At 69.3% G+C, this 18,333-nt stretch carries 17 protein-coding genes; 16 read left to right on the top strand and 1 reads right to left on the bottom strand.

Annotation, left to right across the window (positions count from 1 at the left end; all coding sequences use genetic code 11):
• Positions 1 to 20: 20 nt before the first annotated feature.
• From ACIBTU_RS36235 to ACIBTU_RS36210, 6 genes are all read left to right on the top strand, one after another.
• A complete protein-coding gene (locus ACIBTU_RS36235) occupies positions 21 to 1,088 on the top strand; it encodes a glucose-1-phosphate thymidylyltransferase (RefSeq protein ID WP_399130969.1) in 1,068 nt (355 codons plus the stop codon).
• Positions 1,085 to 2,071: a dTDP-glucose 4,6-dehydratase gene (gene rfbB / locus ACIBTU_RS36230; protein ID WP_399130968.1), complete on the top strand. Its 987-nt coding sequence runs from the start codon at positions 1,085 to 1,087 to the stop codon at positions 2,069 to 2,071. The genes ACIBTU_RS36235 and rfbB overlap by 4 nt, the downstream gene beginning before the upstream one ends.
• A 12-nt stretch (positions 2,072 to 2,083) precedes the next feature.
• On the top strand, positions 2,084 to 3,388 hold the full coding sequence (gene rfbH, locus ACIBTU_RS36225; protein ID WP_399130967.1) for a lipopolysaccharide biosynthesis protein RfbH: 1,305 nt from the start codon (positions 2,084 to 2,086) through the stop codon (positions 3,386 to 3,388).
• A gap of 45 nt (positions 3,389 to 3,433) precedes the next feature.
• Positions 3,434 to 4,822: an NDP-hexose 2,3-dehydratase family protein gene (locus ACIBTU_RS36220; protein WP_399130966.1), complete on the top strand. Its 1,389-nt coding sequence runs from the start codon at positions 3,434 to 3,436 to the stop codon at positions 4,820 to 4,822.
• Positions 4,819 to 5,823, top strand: a complete 1,005-nt coding sequence (locus ACIBTU_RS36215; RefSeq protein ID WP_399130965.1) for a Gfo/Idh/MocA family protein — start codon at positions 4,819 to 4,821, stop codon at positions 5,821 to 5,823. The genes ACIBTU_RS36220 and ACIBTU_RS36215 overlap by 4 nt, the downstream gene beginning before the upstream one ends.
• A gap of 63 nt (positions 5,824 to 5,886) precedes the next feature.
• Positions 5,887 to 6,714, top strand: a complete 828-nt coding sequence (locus ACIBTU_RS36210; protein WP_399130964.1) for a transketolase — start codon at positions 5,887 to 5,889, stop codon at positions 6,712 to 6,714.
• A gap of 40 nt (positions 6,715 to 6,754) precedes the next feature.
• Here ACIBTU_RS36210 and ACIBTU_RS36205 read toward each other — a convergent pair whose 3' ends face one another.
• The gene (locus tag ACIBTU_RS36205) at positions 6,755 to 7,630 is read right to left on the bottom strand and encodes a LuxR C-terminal-related transcriptional regulator (protein ID WP_399130963.1); all 876 of its coding nucleotides are present in this window, start codon (positions 7,628 to 7,630) and stop codon (positions 6,755 to 6,757) included.
• A 265-nt stretch (positions 7,631 to 7,895) separates the two neighbouring features.
• Here ACIBTU_RS36205 and ACIBTU_RS36200 point away from each other — a divergent pair, with 265 nt between their 5' ends.
• The 10 genes from ACIBTU_RS36200 to ACIBTU_RS36155 all read left to right on the top strand — a co-directional run bounded on the left by ACIBTU_RS36200 (position 7,896) and on the right by ACIBTU_RS36155 (position 18,332).
• Complete coding sequence (locus ACIBTU_RS36200) at positions 7,896 to 8,069, top strand: hypothetical protein (protein ID WP_399130962.1); 174 nt, start codon at positions 7,896 to 7,898, stop codon at positions 8,067 to 8,069.
• Between the two features lie 53 nt (positions 8,070 to 8,122).
• Entirely contained in the window at positions 8,123 to 9,469 is a 1,347-nt protein-coding gene (locus ACIBTU_RS36195) for a sugar phosphate nucleotidyltransferase (RefSeq protein ID WP_399130961.1), read from the top strand.
• A 38-nt stretch (positions 9,470 to 9,507) separates the two neighbouring features.
• Positions 9,508 to 10,203 carry an SDR family oxidoreductase gene (locus ACIBTU_RS36190; RefSeq protein ID WP_399130960.1) on the top strand — a complete coding sequence of 232 codons (696 nt, stop codon included), beginning with the start codon at positions 9,508 to 9,510 and terminating at the stop codon, positions 10,201 to 10,203.
• 373 nt (positions 10,204 to 10,576) lie between these two features.
• Positions 10,577 to 11,809, top strand: a complete 1,233-nt coding sequence (locus ACIBTU_RS36185; RefSeq protein WP_399130959.1) for an IS701 family transposase — start codon at positions 10,577 to 10,579, stop codon at positions 11,807 to 11,809.
• Positions 11,806 to 13,257, top strand: a complete 1,452-nt coding sequence (locus ACIBTU_RS36180) for a maltokinase (RefSeq protein ID WP_399130958.1) — start codon at positions 11,806 to 11,808, stop codon at positions 13,255 to 13,257. Before ACIBTU_RS36185 ends, ACIBTU_RS36180 begins: the two co-directional genes overlap by 4 nt.
• A gap of 38 nt (positions 13,258 to 13,295) precedes the next feature.
• Positions 13,296 to 14,243, top strand: coding sequence for an NAD(P)/FAD-dependent oxidoreductase (locus ACIBTU_RS36175; RefSeq protein ID WP_399130957.1), 948 nt, complete (start codon positions 13,296 to 13,298; stop codon positions 14,241 to 14,243).
• 158 nt (positions 14,244 to 14,401) lie between these two features.
• Positions 14,402 to 15,106, top strand: coding sequence for an EthD domain-containing protein (locus ACIBTU_RS36170; protein ID WP_399130956.1), 705 nt, complete (start codon positions 14,402 to 14,404; stop codon positions 15,104 to 15,106).
• A 98-nt stretch (positions 15,107 to 15,204) separates the two neighbouring features.
• Entirely contained in the window at positions 15,205 to 16,044 is an 840-nt protein-coding gene (locus ACIBTU_RS36165; RefSeq protein ID WP_399130955.1) for a type 1 glutamine amidotransferase domain-containing protein, read from the top strand.
• A 49-nt stretch (positions 16,045 to 16,093) separates the two neighbouring features.
• Entirely contained in the window at positions 16,094 to 17,740 is a 1,647-nt protein-coding gene (locus tag ACIBTU_RS36160; protein ID WP_399130954.1) for a thiamine pyrophosphate-binding protein, read from the top strand.
• Positions 17,733 to 18,332 (top strand): DJ-1/PfpI family protein, encoded by a 600-nt coding sequence (locus tag ACIBTU_RS36155; protein ID WP_399130953.1) that lies wholly within the window; start codon positions 17,733 to 17,735, stop codon positions 18,330 to 18,332. Before ACIBTU_RS36160 ends, ACIBTU_RS36155 begins: the two co-directional genes overlap by 8 nt.
• Position 18,333: the final 1 nt, after the last annotated feature.

Below are 18,333 nucleotides of genomic sequence, written 5' to 3'. Positions count from 1 at the left end.
CACGAAGTGAGAGGACCACTATGAAAGCTCTGGTGTTGGCCGGCGGATCGGGCACCCGTCTGCGGCCTTTCAGCTACTCGATGCCCAAGCAGCTCATCCCCATGGCGAACACGCCGGTCCTGGAATACGTCGTGCGCAACATCCTGGACCTGGGCGTGAGCGAGATCGGCATCATCGTCAACAGCCGCGACAACGAGATCCCGCAGGTTCTCGGGGACGGGTCGCGCTTCGGAGCCGAGCTGACCTACATCCGCCAGGAGGACCCCCTCGGTCTCGCGCACACCGTCGCCATCGCCCGGGACTTCCTCGGCGACGACGACTTCGTGATGTACCTGGGCGACAACATGCTGCCCGACGGAATCTCCGACATCGCCGACGACTTCGCCGCCGGCCGCCCGGCAGCCCACATCGTGGTGCGCAAGGTCGCGGACCCGCGAGCCTTCGGCGTGGCGGAGCTGGGGCCCGACCGTGAGGTACTGCGCCTGGTGGAGAAGCCGCAGCGGCCGCGCAGCGACCTGGCCATGATCGGGGTGTACTTCTTCACCGCCGCGATTCACGAGGCGATCGCGGCGATCGAGCCCAGCGCCCGCGGCGAGCTGGAGATCACCGACGCGATCCAGTGGCTGGTGACACAAGGCGCGGACGTACGGGCCAGCGAGTACGAGGGCTACTGGAAGGACACCGGGAAGGTCGCGGACGTCCTGGAGTGCAACGCGCGCATCCTGGACAGCCTCCGGCCCTCCGTGGACGGCACCGTCGACGACACCAGCGTGCTGGTGGGGCCGGTCGTCGTCGAGGAAGGGGCACGCATCGTACGCTCCCGCATCGAGGGGCCGGCGATCATCGGTGCGGGCACCGTGGTGGAGGACAGCCACATCGGCACGCACACCTCCGTGGGACGCGGCTGCGCGGTGGTCAACAGCCGCCTGGCGCACTCCATCGTCCTGGACGGGGCATCGGTCACCGGCGTGCAGGGCCTGCACAGTTCCCTCGTCGGCCGCTCCGCCTCCGTCGGCACCACCACACAGATCACGGACCGCTACCGCCTGGTCGTCGGCGACCACACCCAAGTGGAAGTCGCCGCATGAAGATCCTCGTCACCGGCGGAGCCGGCTTCATAGGCTCCCACTTCGTCCGCAACCTCCTCGCGAACAAGTACGCGGGCTGGGAGAACGCCCGGGTCACCGTCCTGGACAAGCTGACCTACGCGGGCAACCGCGGCAATCTCCCGGCCTCGCACCCGCGTCTCGAGTTCGTCCGGGGCGACATCTGCGACGCGGAGCTGCTGCACGAACTGCTGCCCGGACATGACGCCGTGGTGCACTTCGCCGCGGAATCCCACGTGGACCGCTCGCTGGCCGACGCGGGCGCGTTCTACCGCACCAACGTCCTCGGCACCCAGACGCTGCTCCACGCCGTGCTGGACAGCGGTGTCCAGCGCGTCGTGCACGTCTCCACCGACGAGGTCTACGGATCGGTGGACGAGGGCTCCTGGACCGAGGACTGTCCGCTGCTGCCCAACAGCCCCTACGCGGCCTCCAAGGCCTGTTCCGACCTGGTGGCCCGCACCTACTGGACCACACACCGGGTGAACCTCTCCATCACCCGCTGTTCCAACAACTACGGCCCGTACCAGCACCCCGAGAAGCTCATCCCGCTGTTCGTCACCAACCTGCTCGAGGGGAAGCAGGTGCCGCTGTACGGAGACGGACGCAACATCCGCGAATGGCTGCACGTGGACGACCACTGCCGCGGCATCCAGCTCGTCCTCGACCACGGCCGGCCCGGCGAGATCTACAACATCGGCGGCGGCAACGACCGGACCAACCGCGCCATCACCGAACGCCTGCTCGATCTGACAGGCCTGGGGCAGGAGATGATCCGCCACGTCGCCGACCGCGAGGCACACGACCTGCGGTACGCCATCGACGACTCCAAGATCCGCGAAGAACTGGGCTATGCGCCGCTGACCGGATTCGACGAGGGCCTGGCCGCCACGGCGCGGTGGTACCGCGACAACCCGGACTGGTGGAAGTCCGTCAAGTACGGAACCGAAGTCGCGGCCGACTGAAAAGGAATGACGATGACTGACAGCAAGGACATCGTGCTGGAAGCGGTCCGCGACTACCACCGGGCGACCGCACCAGAGGCAGGGTTCAAGCCCGGAGTGACGGAGATCTGGCCGTCCGGCGCGGTGCTGGACGAGGAGGACCGGGTCGCCATCGTCGAGGCCGCACTCACCATGCGCATCGCGGCCGGGCCCAGCTCCAAGAAGTTCGAGTCCGACTTCGCCAAGCTCCTGAAGCGGCGCAAGGCCCATCTGACGAACTCGGGCTCGTCGGCGAACCTCCTCGCGGTCTCCGCTCTGACCTCCGAGACGCTCGGTGACAGACGCCTCAAACCGGGGGACGAGGTGATCACGGTCGCCGCCGGCTTCCCCACCACCGTGAACCCGATTCTGCAGAACGGGCTCATCCCCGTCTTCGTGGACGTGGACCTGCCGACGTACAACACGACGGCCGACCGGGTGGCACAGGCGATCGGCCCCAAGACCCGGGCGATCATCATCGCTCATGCACTCGGCAACCCCTTCGAAGTGGCCGAGGTGGCCCAGCTCGCCCAGGACCACGACCTCTTCTTCGTCGAGGACAACTGCGACGCGGTCGGCACCCTCTACGACGGCCGGATCACCGGCACCTTCGGCGACCTGAGCACCGTCAGCTTCTACCCCGCGCACCACCTCACCATGGGCGAGGGCGGCTGCGTCCTCACCGACAACCTCCGCCTGGCCCGCGTCGTGGAATCACTGCGCGACTGGGGACGGGACTGCTGGTGCGAACCGGGCAAGAACAACACCTGCTTCAAACGGTTCGACTACCAGATGGGCAACCTGCCCGCAGGGTACGACCACAAGTACATTTTCTCCCACGTCGGTTACAACCTGAAGGGAACCGACATCCAGGCGGCGCTGGGCCTGACGCAGCTCGCCAAACTCGACAGCTTCATCGAGGCACGGCGCCGTAACTGGCGCCGGCTGCGCGAAGGCCTGGACGGCCTTCCGGGCCTGCTGCTGCCCGAACCGACCCCGCGGTCCGAGCCGAGCTGGTTCGGTTTCGTCATCACCGTCGACCCGAAGGCCCGCTTCACGCGCGCCGAACTGGTCGCACGCCTCGAAGAACGGAAGATCGGAACCCGGCGGCTCTTCTCCGGAAACCTCACCCGGCAGCCGGCCTACATCGGCCGCCCCCACCGCATCGTCGGCGACCTCACCAACAGCGACATCATCACCGAACACACCTTCTGGATCGGCGTCTACCCAGGGCTCACGGACGAAATGCTGGACTACGTGGTCGCCACCATCAAGGAGTTCGTGGCCGAGCGCGGCTGAGAACCTGCCCCACCCACATCACCAGAAGCCAGGGGAGTTACGTCGATGCCGTCCCATGTCCTCCAGAGGCGTGAGGTCCAGAGCCTGCCGGCCCGAATCGCCGCATCGGCCGCAACCAACCAGGGAGTGCAGCTGCCGACCGAGCACTTCGACGACTGGCTGGCCGAACGACGCAGAGCCAATACCTTCCGCGTGGACCGAATACCGTTCGCGGAAATGGAAGGCTGGTCGTTCCAGGAGCACACCGGGAACCTGGCGCATCGAAGCGGCCGCTTCTTCACGGTCGAAGGACTGCACTTCACAGAAGAGGGTCAGCCTCATGGCGACGGCCCGTACAGCGACTGGTACCAGCCCATCATCCGGCAGCACGAGGTGGGTGTCCTCGGCATCCTCGTCAAGGAGTTCGACGGAGTACTGCACTTCCTGATGCAGGCGAAGATGGAACCGGGCAATCCGAACCTGCTCCAGCTCTCACCCACGGTCCAGGCCACCCGCAGCAACTACACCAAGGCCCACCAGGGCGGAGACGTCAAGTACATCGAACACTTCGTCGGCCCGGACCGCGGCCGGGTCATCGTGGACGTGCGCCAGTCCGAACACGGCTCATGGTTCTCCCGGAAAGCCAACCGCAACATGGTCGTCGAGGCGGCAGGCGACGTGCCGCTGCTGGACGACTTCTGCTGGCTCACCCTCGGACAGATCAACGAGCTGCTGCACCGGGACAACGTCATCAACATGGACTCACGCACGGTGCTGTCGTGCCTGCCCACCGACGACACAGCGGGCGAAGCTCTGCACACCGACACCGAACTGCTCTCGTGGATCACCGGTGAGCGCACCCGGCACTGCGTGCGCACCGAACCCGCCCCGCTGGACAAGCTCCCCGGCTGGAAGCGCCGAGACAGCGCCATCGAACACGAGACGGGCCGCTACTTCGACGTCGTGGCCGTGTCCGCACAGGCGGGAAACCGCGAGGTGACCGGCTGGACCCAGCCCCTGTTCGAGCCGGTCGGCCAGGGCATCCACGCCTTCCTCACCCGCGAGATCCAGGGCACCCCCCATGTACTGGTACAGGCCCGGGTCGAACCGGGCCTCGTCGACACCGTCGAGCTGGCCCCGACCGTGCAGTACACCCCGCACAACTACGCCCACCTGCCGGAGAAGGATCGTCCACCGTTCGCGGAGACGGTGCTCCACGCCGCCGGCGACCGAATCCGCTACGACGTCGTCCACTCCGAGGAGGGAGGCCGCTTCCTCAACGCCGAGAGCCGCTGCCTCGTCATCGAGGCGGACGCCCCACTGGATCCGCCGTCCGGCTACACCTGGGTGACCCCCGCGCAGCTCACCTACCTGGTCCAGCACAGCCACTACCTCAACGTCCAGGCCCGCACCATGCTTGCCTGCCTCAACGCCATGAAGACCGGAACCCGATGACCGCCCCCCTCCGGGTCGGGGTGATCGGATGCGCGAACATCGCGGTACGCCGGATGCTTCCCGCCTTCGCCTCCAGCCCCGACATCGAGGTCGCGGCGGTCGCCAGCCGCGACCCCGACAAGGCACGACAGGTCGCGGAACGTTTCGACTGCCGTGCCGTACACGAGTACGGAGAGCTCCTGGAACAGGACGACATCCATGCCGTCTACGTGCCCCTGCCCGCGGCCCTGCGTCCCCGATGGGTCGAGGCGGCGCTGCGCGCGGGCAGACACGTCCTCGCCGAGAAACCCATATCCACCCGGTACACCCGCACCGGCGACCTGCTCGAGCTCGCCGCCTCCCGTGGCCTGGTGCTCATGGAGAACGTCATGTTCGTCCATCACCGCCGGCACGAAGCCGTGCGGCACCTGATCGCCGAAGGAGCACTCGGCGAACTGCGCTCGTTCCACGCGGCCTTCACCATCCCGCCGCTCGCGGAAAGTGACATCAGGTACAGGCCGGAGCTCGGTGGCGGAGCCCTGATGGACGTAGGGATCTATCCCCTGCGGGCCGCACTCCACCTCCTGGGCCCCGAGCTCGACCTCATCGGCGCCTGCCTCGTCCAGGGGGCGGGACGGCAGGTCGACACCTCCGGCGCCGCACTGCTGCGCACTCCCGGCGGCGTCACGGCCCAGATCACCTTCGGCATGGAGCACACCTACCGCTCGGCCTACGAGCTGCGGGGCAGCGAGGGCAGCTTGACCGTGGACCGGGCGTTCACCCCGCCCGCCGGGGACGTCCCCGTGATCGGCCTCCACCGAGGCGCGAAGGCCGAGGAGATCCGCCTGGAACCGAACGACCAGGTGGCGGCCACCGTGGCCGCCTTCGCCGCCGCGGTACGCGCCGGAACCCCGCCGGACACCCGTGACACCCTGCGGCAGTCAGAACTCCTCGACAGGATGAGCCGGACAGCCACCGTGCGAACAATTTCACGATCCAATACGGCGTTGCAGCTCCCTTGACCTGCGAACTACCGTGCAGCATGGGGAGCTCCGCGGCTCATCTGCGGGGCGGAGGGGATGAGGATGGCACTCGCGGGGAGAGCGGCGTACTGCGAGGAGCTCGCCAAGGCCGCGGCGGAGGACGAGCGGGTGGTGTGTCTGGAGGCCCTGAGCGTCGAGGGCCGCCACCCCTTCGAGCAGTCGCACCCCGACCGGTTCTTCGCCCTGCATGCCGCGGAGGCCGCGATGGTGCAGATGGCCGCCGGGCTTGCCACGGCCGGGTTCCGGCCCTTCGCCACCCTCGTTCCGCCCGAGCCCGGGGCGGACACCAAGGAGAATCTGCGGCTCACGCTCGACTACCTCCGGGCGGGGGCCACCGTGTTGGCGCCGTACGACCACCCGCCCGAGGACCTGACGGCGCTGCGCCGGCAGCCGGGTGTGACCATCGCGGCGCCGTACGGGGAGGCGGAGATGCGGGCGGTGGTGCGCGCGGCGGTGCGCTCCGGGCGGCCGCACTACATCCAGACCGGACGGGACACGCGGTACGAGTCGCCGGCCTGGGGCGCGGGCGAACTGCCCCTGCTCAACTGGGTGTCGGCCGGTGAGGCGGGTGGGGCGTGCCTGATCTCGGTGGGCGAGGAGGGGACCCGGCTCGCGCTGCGGGCGCAGTCCATGGCGCCCGAGCTGGCGCATGTGCGGCTCGTCTATCTGGACGACGAGCATCTGGCGGATGTCACGCGTCAACTCGCCGAAAAGCACTGGGAGTTCACCGTGATCGGCGATCTGGGTCGCGGTGGTGTGCGGCAGGCGCTCGGCCCGCTGCTGCCCGGGTGCGTGGTCACCGGGGTGCGGGTCGAGGACGGGCCGGCCGGGGTCCTCGCGGCGGTCGGCGTCGGCCGCGTGGGGGGCTGAAATCGGGGCCCCGGCCCCACTGCGAAGGTGCTTCGGACGGTCAGACGGAGGGCGGTGCGGACTCGGCCACGGTGGCCGGGGCTCCCTCGAGCAGGTCGGACTTGGCGAGCAGATAGGCGAGATGGGCCCGGCTGCGGCCGCCGATGAGGTCGGACGCCTTCTTGATGTGGCTGGAGACGGTCCTGGCGCTGACGCCGAGGCGGGAGCCGATCGCGGCGTCGGTGTGGCCCTCGACCATGAGGCGCAGGACGTTGCGGCGGGTCTCGTCGGTCATGAGCGGGGGGCGGACCTGGTCCTGGCCGAAGGTGATGGGATCGGCTCGCTGCCAGGCGTGGTTGAAGACCTTGATCAGGTACTGGACGATCGCGGGGTGCTCGATGGCCAGGGCGGTTTCGTCCTCGTCGTAGCGCGAGTCGGGAATGAACGCCACGGACCGGTCGTAGATGATCAGCCGGTCGAACAGTTCGTTGAGGGTGCGGACTTCGGCGCCTTGGGCGGTGATCTGCTCGATGTACGCCAAGGTGGGGCTGTGGGCCCGGATCGCGTGCTGGTAGAGCGTTCGCTGCTTCACTCCACGGCGGAACTTGGCGATCTGGTCGGGCATGGTCCTGGCGAGTGTCTCCGGTGGCCGGGAGCCGCCCGGCTGGGCGGTCAGTACCTCCGTCTGGCATTCCAGCCTCGCCTCCCGTAACGCGGAGCGGATCACCCCGGCGCCGTGCAGGACGCGGATCGGGAAGGCCGACTCACGGTGCTGCCTGCGGTAGATGGCCTCGGCCTCCGAGATCACCTCCTGTACTGCCGCGATGGTGTGCTGCTGGATCAGCACGGCCCGCTCCATGGGGTGGACCAGGTCACCGGCCGCGATGTCAGGGGGTACGGCGGCGTACGTGCTGGAGGATTCAGCCAGCGGGCGCATGAGCCCCAACTCCAGTAGGCAATCCGGAATGGCGCCCGAAACGGGGCCGTTCGCGAGTGCCGCCTCGTAGCGCTCCAGGCCTTGCGCGCAGAGCCGTACGACATTGGATTGCGGGGAAATGTCCGGGTTTCTACACATTTGCTCCCCCTTCTGGTTCCTACATTGCGTGATCGCGATGCTACCTAAACATCAATCCCTGCCTTGAGTCCGGCATGATTCTCGCTAGCGGGAAGCTTGAGGGGCTTTCGGCCAACGGGAGGAAATCATGGAATTCACACGGAAGATCACGCCGATTATGGGTGCGCTGGCTCTGGCGCTGACGCTCGGATTCACGGCGCACACGGCGACCGTCGGAGAGCGTTCTGCGCAGGCGGAAATAGCCACCCCGAATGACGACAACTGGGGCACCCCGCAGCCGGGGCCGAGTCCCAAGGCGTAGCGCGTCCGGATTTATTTGTCGGACCGTCGATTACTCAACTCGCAGGGGGCGTGATGAGTGCGAACCAGGAGCAGGAAACCGTAGGCATCATCCTCGCCGGCGGCCGGGGCGAGCGGGCGAAGCCCATCACCCTCGAGTCCGCCGACTACATCCGCAGCAAGGCGATGATCCCCTTCGTGGGGCGCCGCCTCATCGAGTGGGTGATCGAGGCCTGCCGCGAGCAGGGCATCCGGCGCTTCTACGTGGTCACCCACGGACTGGAGAACCGGAACCAGATCAAGCTGCTGCTCGGCCACGGTGAACGCTACGGAGTGGACATCACCTACTCCCGCTCCCGGTTCGACCGCTACAACGTCGGCTCGGCCGGCGCCACCCTGCACAACCTCGAACAGTGGGACCTCCAGGGCCGTGCCCTGGTCCTGCCGGTCGACTCGCTCTTCGACTTCGACCTGTCGGCGATGGAGCGGACACACGCGCAGCGCGACGCCCTGGTGACCGTGGCTGCCGTGGAACGTACGGCACAGGAGATCTCGGGCAAGTACGGAGTCATGCGCACCGACACGCGAGGCCGCGTACAGGGCTTCGTCGAGAAGCCGGGAGCGGAGCAGCTGCGCGAGCTGTTCCCCCAGGTCGCACAGGACCCGGCGGTCACCTTGCCCACCAACGCGGGCATGTACCTGGTCGACTGCGCCCGGCTGCGGGTGCTGGCCCGGGAGCCCGAGCTCTTCAGAAGGTCCCACCAACGCCTCGACTGGGGCGGCGACCTGCTGCCCGAGCTGGTCTCCCGCGGTCTCCCGGTGATGTCGCACGCCATCGGCAGACTCGGTGACCTGGGCAATGTCCCGGACTACCTGGACACCGTCCAACTCGTGCTCAACGGCGCGTACGAGCAGATGAACCGGCTGATGGACGAACCCGACCGCGCTGAACCGCGGTACTGGATCCATGAGTCGAGTCTCGAGATGAAGGACGACATCACCGGCACGACCCTCGCCCAGAAGATCGAAGAGGGTTCGGTGGTGATAGGAGCCGGCGTCCGCATCGGACGGGACGTCGAGATAGGCCTCGGGGTGCGGCTCGAGCACGCGGACGTCGGCGACGGCGCGGAGGTCCGCGAGGGCTCCACGCTGGTCCGCTCGGCCTGCGGCGAGTCCGCGGTGATCGGCGCGTACGCCGACATCTCGGACTCGTACGTCGGCCCGATGGCCGAGGCCAACTCCGAGCGCGGCAGGCCGCTCCGGCTCGAGGGCTACTCGGCCATCGGTGACGGCGCCGTGCTCTGGCCGGGATCGAGGCTCTGCGGGGTCATCGTGTACCCGCGCCTCAGCGTGCCGGCCCTGGTCGGCCTGCCCGCCCAAACGGAACTCAAGAGCGCCGACGACATCCTGCGCTGGGTGTGACGGCGAAGTCCCCGTAGGAAGACCGAAAGGGGAGGACCATGCACAGCCCCGTAGCAGTGATCGGTGGGGCCGGAAGGCTCGGCAGTCTGGTGACGCGCAGGCTGCTCGACGAAGGAGTCAAAGTACGGGTGGTGAGCCGGAATCCGCAGCGCGGACGGCTGCCGCTCGGAGTGGAACTGCACCGCGCCGACGTACGGTACGCGGACACCCTGACCGACGCCCTGCGCGGCTGCTCGGCCATCGTCTTCACCGTGGAGCCCGGCACCGCCGACTCCGGGCCCGACAGCCCCGAGACCACCGTCCACGACGGGGTGCGCAATGCGCTCGCCGCGGCGATGGAGCAGGGCGGACGTCCGCACTTCGTGCTGATCAGCCAGATATTCGTGACCCGCCGCGAGCACCCCATGAACGCCTACGGGCGGCTCCTGGACTGGCGTCTTCGCGGCGAGGACGCGGTCCGTGAATCGGGTCTGCCCTACACCGTCATGCGCCCCAGCTGGCTCACCGACGACCGCATCGCGGGCGACCGGGTCCGCCTCGAGCAGGACGACCGGGGCGACGGCTGGGTGTCGCGGTCCGCGGTCGCCGAGGCCAGTGTGGCGGCGCTGCGTGGACCGGCGGCGGTCGGCCGCACCTTCGAGCTCTACAACGAGCCCGGGCGGCCGCCGGCCGACTGGGACCAGATGTTCGGCAGGCTCCGCCCGGACCGCGTCCTGGAGCGCTGGGGCGCCTAGCGTCCGGCTCCCCCCGAGGGCTCCGGCCGGGCCCTGAGCGTCCGGCCGGTACGAGACGACGGGGTGGGGTGCCGACCCCCCCGCCCCGCCAGGCCCCCGTCGGTTCATTCCCCCGCGCCGACGGGACGGACCCGGGGCCGGTGCCGGCCTCGAGGGTGCTGCCGCACCCGCCCGCCGGCCCCGGTGTCCATCGAGGAATCCAAGGCGACGCCGCTGCCGAGCGGCACCACTCCCGTCATCCCCAGGGTGCCCGGTCGATGCCCCCTGCCCCGACGCGGTGCGAGAGAACGACCGAAACGAATCCTCGACATTCAACAGTCATTCCGGCAGCCAACCGGAATGCGCGGAAGTCAGTGGAGGAGAGGGCTGAGCAATGGCCGTGGAGAACGCACTGGAACTGCCCACCGACATGCCGTCGGTGGAATCATCGGAAATTGTCTCGGAGTTCCTCTCCGTGACACTTTCCTCCATTCCGCGCAGCGATCAGCGGCGCTGGGGCGAGCAGTACGCCCGGGCGCTCCTCACGGTCAAGGGCAAGAAGACGATGCGGGCACTCGCGCAGCAGGTGGGCGCCGGAACCGAGCAAAGTCTTTACCAATTCATCAGCAAGTCGCCGTGGGACGCCGCAGAGGTGCGCCACGCGCTCGCGCGGCAGTTCTACGAGGCGGCTCCGACGCGGGCCTGGGTCGTCGAGCCACTGGTGCTCACCAAGGTCGGCGACCAGTCGGTGGGCGTGGAACGGCAGTTCGTGCCGCAGATCGGACGCGTCGTCAACTGCCAGCAGACCATGGGCGTCTGGCTGGCCTCCGACCGGGCGAGCTGCCCGGTGGACTGGCGGCTCGCCCTGCCCGAGTGCTGGACCGAGCAGCCGGGCATGCGCAAGCGCGCCTCCATCCCCGAGCATGTGGGGTCCTGCCCGCCCGAGCAGTGCGCGACCGGCTCGATCGGCCGGATGAAGAACGAATGGGGGCTGCCGGTGCGGCCCGTCGTGATGGATCTGCGGGAGAGTGACCCCCACCCGGTCTGCGCGGACCTCACCGATCTGAAGACACCTTTCGTGGTCCGCGTCGACCCGTCCGCCTCCCACACCGCCCTGGAGCTCCGTCAGGTCGGGCCGCACGCCCCCGCGCGCCCCGGGGCCCGGTCCGCCGAGCCCGCCGGACTGCTCACCGCCGTCAGCCGGCACCGCCTGCCCGTCGAGTGGGTGGACCACGTGACCGGCACGGTCAGGGCCACCACCGTGGGCTCCGTCCGGGTCCGCCTGTCCGGCCCGTCCGGCCGCACCGAACTGCAGGATCTGGTGCTCCTCGCCGCGTGGGCCGACCCCGGCCGGCGCCACCCCAGCGAGTACTGGCTCTCCAATCTGTCCCAGCCGCGGCTCGGCACGGTCTACCGCACGGCGATGCTCAGCCGCCGGGTCCAGCGCGATCTCGCCGAGGTCAGCGACCGGGTGGGCCTGCGGGACTTCGAGGGCCGCTCGTTCCGCGGCTGGCACCACCACATGACCATGGTCTCGCTCGCGCACGCCCTCACGGTGCTCGCGGCGGACCGGCAGGCCGCGCCCGCCCCGTCCGATCCGCGTACCGCGAAGGTGTCCGCAGCATGACCCTGATATCCGAAGAGCTCGACAGCGATGAACTCGCCGAGGACCTGCGCCGGCTGCTGCCCGCGTGGCTCGGCACCCGCCGCTGGTTCGCGGACAAGGGCGACCGTGCGCCCACCGTGGAGCCCCTCCTGGTCGAGGTGGTCGCGCCCGGTGACCCGGCGCTGGTCCTCGCGGTGGTGCGGACCGGACACGAGGAGCGGTACCAGCTCCTGATCGGTGTCCGCGGCCCCGCATCGCCGCTGCCGGACGAGTCGGCGGCCGCACGGATCGGCAGGACGGCGAACGGCGCCCAGCTCTACGAGGCCACCGTGGACCCCGAGCTGACGGGCCGGCTGCTCGATCTGCTCGCCGAGGGAGGCGGCGCCGAGAGCGGCGGCTCCGGGACGGTGCAGTTCCACCGCATACCCGGCGCGGAGGTGCCACAGGGCCTGCCCGGTGTGCTCAGCACCGCCGAGCAGTCCAACTCCTCGATCGCGTACGGGTCTCGCGCGATGCTGAAGGTGCTGCGCCTTCTGGTGCCCGGGCCCAACCCCGAACTGGAGATGCTCGCGGCGCTGGAACGCGCCGGTGACGTGCCGAGCGCGGCGCCGCTCGCCTGGATCCAGACCTCGCCCGACATGCCGGGCGGCGAGACCACCCTCGGCATCCTGCAGGAGTTCGTGCCCAACCGGGGCGACGGCTGGAACATCGCCGTCGAGGAGGCACGGGCCTGCATCCTCGGGGAGTGCGAGTCGGTGGCCCCCATCGGTGGATTCGCGGTCGAGGCGGCCGGGCTGGGGCGGGCCACCGCACAGGTGCACGCCGCCCTGGAGAGCCGACTGGCCAGGCAGGAGCTCACGGGGGAGGACGTCGACGAGCTGGTGGACCTGCTCACCGGGAGGCTCGAGGCCGCGGCCGCCCAGGTACCCGAACTCCGGCCCCACCAGCGGGCGTTGCGGGGTGCGTACCGGGACCTCGGTGATGTCGTACGCCGGGGCCATCCGCTGCACACCCAGCGCATCCACGGCGACCTGCACCTCGGCCAGGTGCTGCGGGCCAAGGACGGCTGGGTGCTGATCGACTTCGAGGGCGAGCCGGGCAGGCCGCAGGCCGAGCGGCGTCATCTGCAGCCCGCGCTGCGGGATGTCGCCGCGATGCTGCGGTCCTTCGACTACGCCGCGCACCACGCGCTCGCGGGGGTGCTCGGGCTCGCGCCGGGGGAGCAGTCGCCGCAGGACGTACGGGGCACCCGGCTGGCCCGCCGGGCCTCGGCCTGGGCGGTGCACAGCCGGCGGGGCTTCTGCGCCGGATACCGCGCGGCGGGCGGGACGGACCCCACGGGGGAGCCCGTGCTGCTGCGCGCCTTCGAAGCGGACAAGGCCGTGTACGAGGCCCTGTACGAGGCCCACAACCGGCCCGGGTGGCTGCCGATTCCGCTGGCAGCCGTCCGACGGCTCACCACCCGGTGATGGCGTCCGATGCGGGAGGCGGTGGACGGGGTGCCGAAGTGTCCCGAGCAGCAGTGAAGGACGGGGAGCCGGTGCCGCTCCTGGACGCCGCAGTGGTCGGCGGGGGACCGGCCGGGCTGTCCGCGGCGATCTATCTGGCCCGCTACCGGCGCGACGTGGCGGTCTTCGACACCGGCCACGGGCGCTCCACCCACCACCAGGTCAACCACAACTACCTGGGCTTCCCCGAGGGCATCGCCACGGTCGACCTGCGCAAACTGGCCGCCGAGCAACTGAGCCGGTACCCGCACGCGCGCATCGTCCACCACCTGATCACCTCGGTCGAGGGCGATGCCGACACCGGGTTCACGCTGCGCTCACAGGGCCACGTCTGGCGGGCCCGGACCGTACTGCTCGCCACGGGGGTGCTCGACCACTTCCCGCACTTTCCCGGCTGGCGGGAGTACGTGGGACGGTCGATGTTCTGGTGCATCACCTGCGACGGCTACGAGAACCAGGGCCGGGACATCCTCGTGGTCGGGCACACCGATCTGGCGGCCGCCGAGGCGATGCAGCTGCACAGCCTCACCGACCGGGTGCGGCTGCTGACCAACAGCCGCAGCGACGAGATCACCGAGCCCTACCGCAGGCGGCTCACCGCCGCCGGCATCCCGGTCGTCCACGACCGGCTGACCGACGTCGAGGGCTCGGACGGCCGGCTGACGGCCGTACACACCCGAGGCGGCCGGCGACTGACCCTTCAGGCCCTGTTCTCCCTCCAGGGGGCCACCCCGGAGACCGGCCTGGCCCGGCAGCTCGGGGTGGCGCTCGGCGACTTCGGCTATGTGGCCGTCGACTCGGAGCAGAAGACCTCCGTGCCGGGGGTGTACGCGGCCGGCGATCTCACCGCGCTGCATTCCCATCAGGTGACGGCCGCGGTGCACGAGGGCGCCCAGGCGGCCTCGGCCGCGAACTACTTTCTTCATCCCCCCGAACTCAAGGTGTAATTCGGGGCATGCGCCGCTCCAGGGCGTAGGTCAGGAAGTCAGACGGTCTTCTTTGCCCACCGTGCACGCCGCGCCACATGCTGGTCCAGCACGTTCCGGAATGCATTTCTCTGCGCGTGTAATCCCCATTCGCGCCGCGGAGGACGAAGGAGATTCCCATGATCCACCAGTTCATTCTGGCGGCGCCCAAGCCGGGTATGACCGCTCAGGAGTTCCAGGACTACTGGGTGAATGTTCACGCGGTGAAGTACGCGGCGAAGATTCCGCAGATCCGCAAGTACCTGGTCGACACCGTGGTCGAGATCGAGGGCAACCTCGGCACCCCGGCCCTCGCCCACCAGGGCATCGCGGAGATCTGGCTGGCCAACGGCGAGGAGCAGCTGGCCTCGCTGCAGACCCCGGAGTTCCTCGAGGGCGCCCGCCTCGACGAGCCCAACTGGGCCGCCTTCTGGCAGACCATCCTCGTCGACACCACCGCGCACGAGATCGTGCCGGGCCCGGCGCTCGCCAAGGGCCAGGACTGGGTGAAGCTCACCGTGCTGCAGAAGCGCCGGCCGGGCCTCGCCCTCGAGGACTACCGCAAGGAGTCCCTCGCCGAGTACGCCGACGTGGTCAAGGAGACCCCCGGGCTGCGCCGCTATCTGCACGCGCACACCGTGGACGGCGCCTACGTCTTCGGCGAGTCCAACTTCGACAGCGTCGAACAGCTCTGGTTCGACGACGTGGCCGCCCTCGAAGCGGCGCTCCGTTCCCCGTACTTCACCGAGCAGGTCGCGGCCGCACGCGACCGGATCGCCGACCCGAAGTACGTCTTCTCCCTCGCTTCGAAGGAGAACTGGATCATCGGCCCCGATCCCCGCTGACCGCCCGGCCGATCCGCAGACCCCGGTGGCTGCCGCGCCGCCCCCTTCCGTCGCGGCGCGCGGCCCCGGTCCCTGAAACGATGACCGAAGGAGCAGGCGTGGCAAGGAAGAACGCCAAGAAGATCCTTGTGATCCTGTCGGAGTACGGCTACTGGGGCGAGGAGCTCGTCGGCCCCCTGCACCACTTCGACCAGCGCGGCTACGAGGTGGACTTCGCGACGCCGACCGGCAAGCGGGCGCACGCCCTGCCGCCGTCCATGGATCCCGAGTACATCGACCCGCCGCTCGGCAAGTCGGTCACCTCGGAGAAGGTCGCCGAGCTGACCCGGCGGATCGACGCGTCGGACCGGCTCGACGACCCGATCGACATCGCCGGCTGGCTGCCGGAGCGCCCGTACACCGCCGACGACGGCTACCTGCGCAAGCTGGAGGCCTACCACCACGCGGTGGACACCGTGGCGCAGGAGCTCGACGCGTACGACGCGCTGCTCATCGTCGGCGGCAGCGGCCCGGTCGTGGACATCGCCAACAACGAGCGGGTGCACCAGATCATTCTGGCGTTCCTGGCCGCGGACAAGCCGATCGCGGCCGAGTGCTACGGCGTCACGCCGCTGGCCTTCGCCCGTGACTGGGAGAACCGCGGCCGTTCCATCATCTACGGCAAGCACGTCACCGGTCACTGCAAGGAATACGACTACAAGGACGGCACCGGATTCCTCGGCACCGATTTCGTCATCGGTCCGCCGCCGTACCCGCTCGAGTACATCCTGCGCGACGCCACGGGTCCCGAGGGCCGTTACCACGGCAATTTCGGTAAGGAGACCTCGGTCATCGTGGACTACCCGTTCATCACCGGCCGCTCCACCCCGGACTCGTATCTCACGGGCGAAAAGGTCGTCGAGGTTCTTGAGGACGGCCTCCGCCGCTTCGGCTGGTAACAGCCGCAGTCAGCTGCATTCGACCGCGAGAAACCGAGAGAAGGACGACATGGCCAGGCAGGGTAATGCGGCGATCATCGAGCAGTTCATCGCTGACGGCATCCCGTACATGTTCGGCAACCCAGGAACGGTCGAGCAGGGATTCCTGGACGCACTGGAGGACTATGACGACCTCCAGTACATCCTGACGCTGCAGGAGACGGTCGCGGCCGGCATCGCGGACGGGTACGCCCGCGCCACCGGACGCCCCGCGCTGCTTCAGCTGCACAGCGGCGTCGGTCTCGGCAACGCCATCGGCATGCTCTACCAGGCCAAGCGCGGCCACTCGCCGCTCGTCGTGATCGCCGGTGAGGCCGGTGTGCGGTACGAGGCGATGGACGCGCAGATGGCGGCCGACCTGGTGGCCATGGCCAAGCCGGTGACCAAGTACGCGACCCGGGTCACCGACCCGAAGTCCGTGCTCAGGACGCTGCGCCGGGCCATGAAGACGGCCATGACGGCGCCGCGCGGCCCGGTCTTCGTCGCCCTTCCTCTCGATGTGCTCGACGCGCTCAACGAGGAGCCCGTCCTCAGGAGCACCTTCCTCGACACACGGTCCGCCCCAATCGATTCACTGGTCGAGCAGGCGGCACAGCTGCTCGCCGGCGCCGAGCAGCCGCTCATCCTCGTGGGTGACGGAGTCTCGGCGTCCGGCGGGCAGGACGAGCTGGCGGCCGTGGCCGAGCAGCTCGGGGCCGATGTGTGGGGCGTGGACTTCTCCGAGGTGAACCTCGACGCCCGGCATCCGCTCTACCGCGGCCAGTTGGGCCACATGTTCGGCGAGGTCAGCGAGAACGTCGTCAAGGACGCGGACGCCGTCCTGATCGTCGGGACCTATGTGTTCCCCGAGGTGTTCCCCCAGCTGACCGACCCGTTCCGGGGCGACGCGAGGATCGTGCACATCGATCTCGACAGCTACGAGATCGCCAAGAACCACCCGGTGAGCCTCGGCCTGGTCGCCGACCCCAAGGCCACACTCGCCGCGCTCGGCAGGCACCTGGAGACGGCGCTCTCCGCGGCCGACCGGGAGAACGCGGCCCGGCGGCTCGCCACCCGCCGCGCCGAACAGCCCGCGCGGCCGGCCGACGACGGCTCGCTGCTGACCGCCTTCCTCAAGGAACTGGCCGCCCAGGTCCCCGAGGACGTCATGGTCTTCGACGAGGCCCTGACCTCGGCCGGGCCGCTCAACGCCCACCTGCCCGGCCGGCTGCCCGGCCACTGGTTCTCCACCCGGGGCGGCTCCCTCGGCGTCGGCATCCCGGGGGCCATCGGCATCAAGCTCGCCCACCCGGACAAGACGGTGATCGGGTTCACCGGCGACGGCGGCTCGATGTACACGTTCCAGGCGCTCTACACGGCCGTCCGCCACGGCGTCGGCGCCAAGTTCGTGATCTGCAACAACCGCAGCTACAAACTGCTCGACCTGAACATCGAGCAGTACTGGCGCGAGCGCGACATCCCGCTGCACCGGCACCCGACGCCCTTCGACCTGGCCGACCCCGACCTCGGGTTCGCCGAGATCGCCCAGGGCTTCGGCGTGGACGCGCTGCGCGTCGACTCACCCGACCAGGTCGGCGACGCGGTCAAGCGGATGCTCGCCGACGACAAGCCGTTCCTGATCGACCTGCGCATCACCGAGGGGGCAGACCGTGGCTGAGACACCCGCCCGCGAGGGCGTGCTCTCGGGCCAGAAGATCGCCGTCTTCGCGGAGAGCGACTTCTACGAGCCCGAGATCGCCTACTACCAGCGCCGGTTCGCCGAAGAGGGCGCCCGGGTCGACTTCATCACCCGGCTGTGGGGCAACAAGTCGATCACCTTCAGCGGCCACGAGTACCGGGCCCCGCTGACCGTCACCCGCAGCCTCGAGGACGTCGACGACCGCCGGCTGCGTGAGTACAGCGCGCTGATCGTGCCCTCCGGCATGGTGGCCGACCGGCTGCGCTACACCGAGGACATCGAGCAACTCGCCCCCGCCACCGACCTGTTGCGCCGTGCCTTCGCCCGCTCCGGGGTGGTCAAGGGAATCATCTGCCACGGCATGTGGCTCGCCGCGTCCATTCCGTACGTGGTACGCGGCCGCAAGGTCGTCTGCCACAACAACCTGCTCGGCGACGTGCGCAACATGGGCGCCAACTACGTGGACCAGGACGTCGTCGTCGACGGCGACCTGGTGACGGCGCGCACCGGAGACCACTGCCATCTGTTCGCCAGGACCATCATCGACGAGCTTGCGCAGCGAGGGGCGTGAC

It is taken from the genome of Streptomyces sp. NPDC050145 (genome assembly GCF_044460245.1).
Taxonomy (GTDB): domain Bacteria; phylum Actinomycetota; class Actinomycetes; order Streptomycetales; family Streptomycetaceae; genus Streptomyces.
This window is presented reverse-complemented; position numbering and strand designations above follow the sequence as displayed.

Excerpts from the sequence above, each read along its gene's own strand:
- ACIBTU_RS36235 (WP_399130969.1), top strand. The coding sequence starts at position 21 with ATGAAAGCTCTGGTGTTGGCCGGCGGATCGGGCACCCGTCTGCGGCCT.
- rfbB (WP_399130968.1), top strand. The coding sequence starts at position 1,085 with ATGAAGATCCTCGTCACCGGCGGAGCCGGCTTCATAGGCTCCCACTTC.
- rfbH (WP_399130967.1), top strand. The coding sequence starts at position 2,084 with ATGACTGACAGCAAGGACATCGTGCTGGAAGCGGTCCGCGACTACCAC.
- ACIBTU_RS36220 (WP_399130966.1), top strand. The coding sequence starts at position 3,434 with ATGCCGTCCCATGTCCTCCAGAGGCGTGAGGTCCAGAGCCTGCCGGCC.
- ACIBTU_RS36215 (WP_399130965.1), top strand. The coding sequence starts at position 4,819 with ATGACCGCCCCCCTCCGGGTCGGGGTGATCGGATGCGCGAACATCGCG.
- ACIBTU_RS36210 (WP_399130964.1), top strand. The coding sequence starts at position 5,887 with ATGGCACTCGCGGGGAGAGCGGCGTACTGCGAGGAGCTCGCCAAGGCC.
- ACIBTU_RS36205 (WP_399130963.1), bottom strand. The coding sequence starts at position 7,630 with ATGCGCCCGCTGGCTGAATCCTCCAGCACGTACGCCGCCGTACCCCCT.
- ACIBTU_RS36200 (WP_399130962.1), top strand. The coding sequence starts at position 7,896 with ATGGAATTCACACGGAAGATCACGCCGATTATGGGTGCGCTGGCTCTG.
- ACIBTU_RS36195 (WP_399130961.1), top strand. The coding sequence starts at position 8,123 with ATGAGTGCGAACCAGGAGCAGGAAACCGTAGGCATCATCCTCGCCGGC.
- ACIBTU_RS36190 (WP_399130960.1), top strand. The coding sequence starts at position 9,508 with ATGCACAGCCCCGTAGCAGTGATCGGTGGGGCCGGAAGGCTCGGCAGT.
- ACIBTU_RS36185 (WP_399130959.1), top strand. The coding sequence starts at position 10,577 with ATGGCCGTGGAGAACGCACTGGAACTGCCCACCGACATGCCGTCGGTG.
- ACIBTU_RS36180 (WP_399130958.1), top strand. The coding sequence starts at position 11,806 with ATGACCCTGATATCCGAAGAGCTCGACAGCGATGAACTCGCCGAGGAC.
- ACIBTU_RS36170 (WP_399130956.1), top strand. The coding sequence starts at position 14,402 with ATGATCCACCAGTTCATTCTGGCGGCGCCCAAGCCGGGTATGACCGCT.
- ACIBTU_RS36160 (WP_399130954.1), top strand. The coding sequence starts at position 16,094 with ATGGCCAGGCAGGGTAATGCGGCGATCATCGAGCAGTTCATCGCTGAC.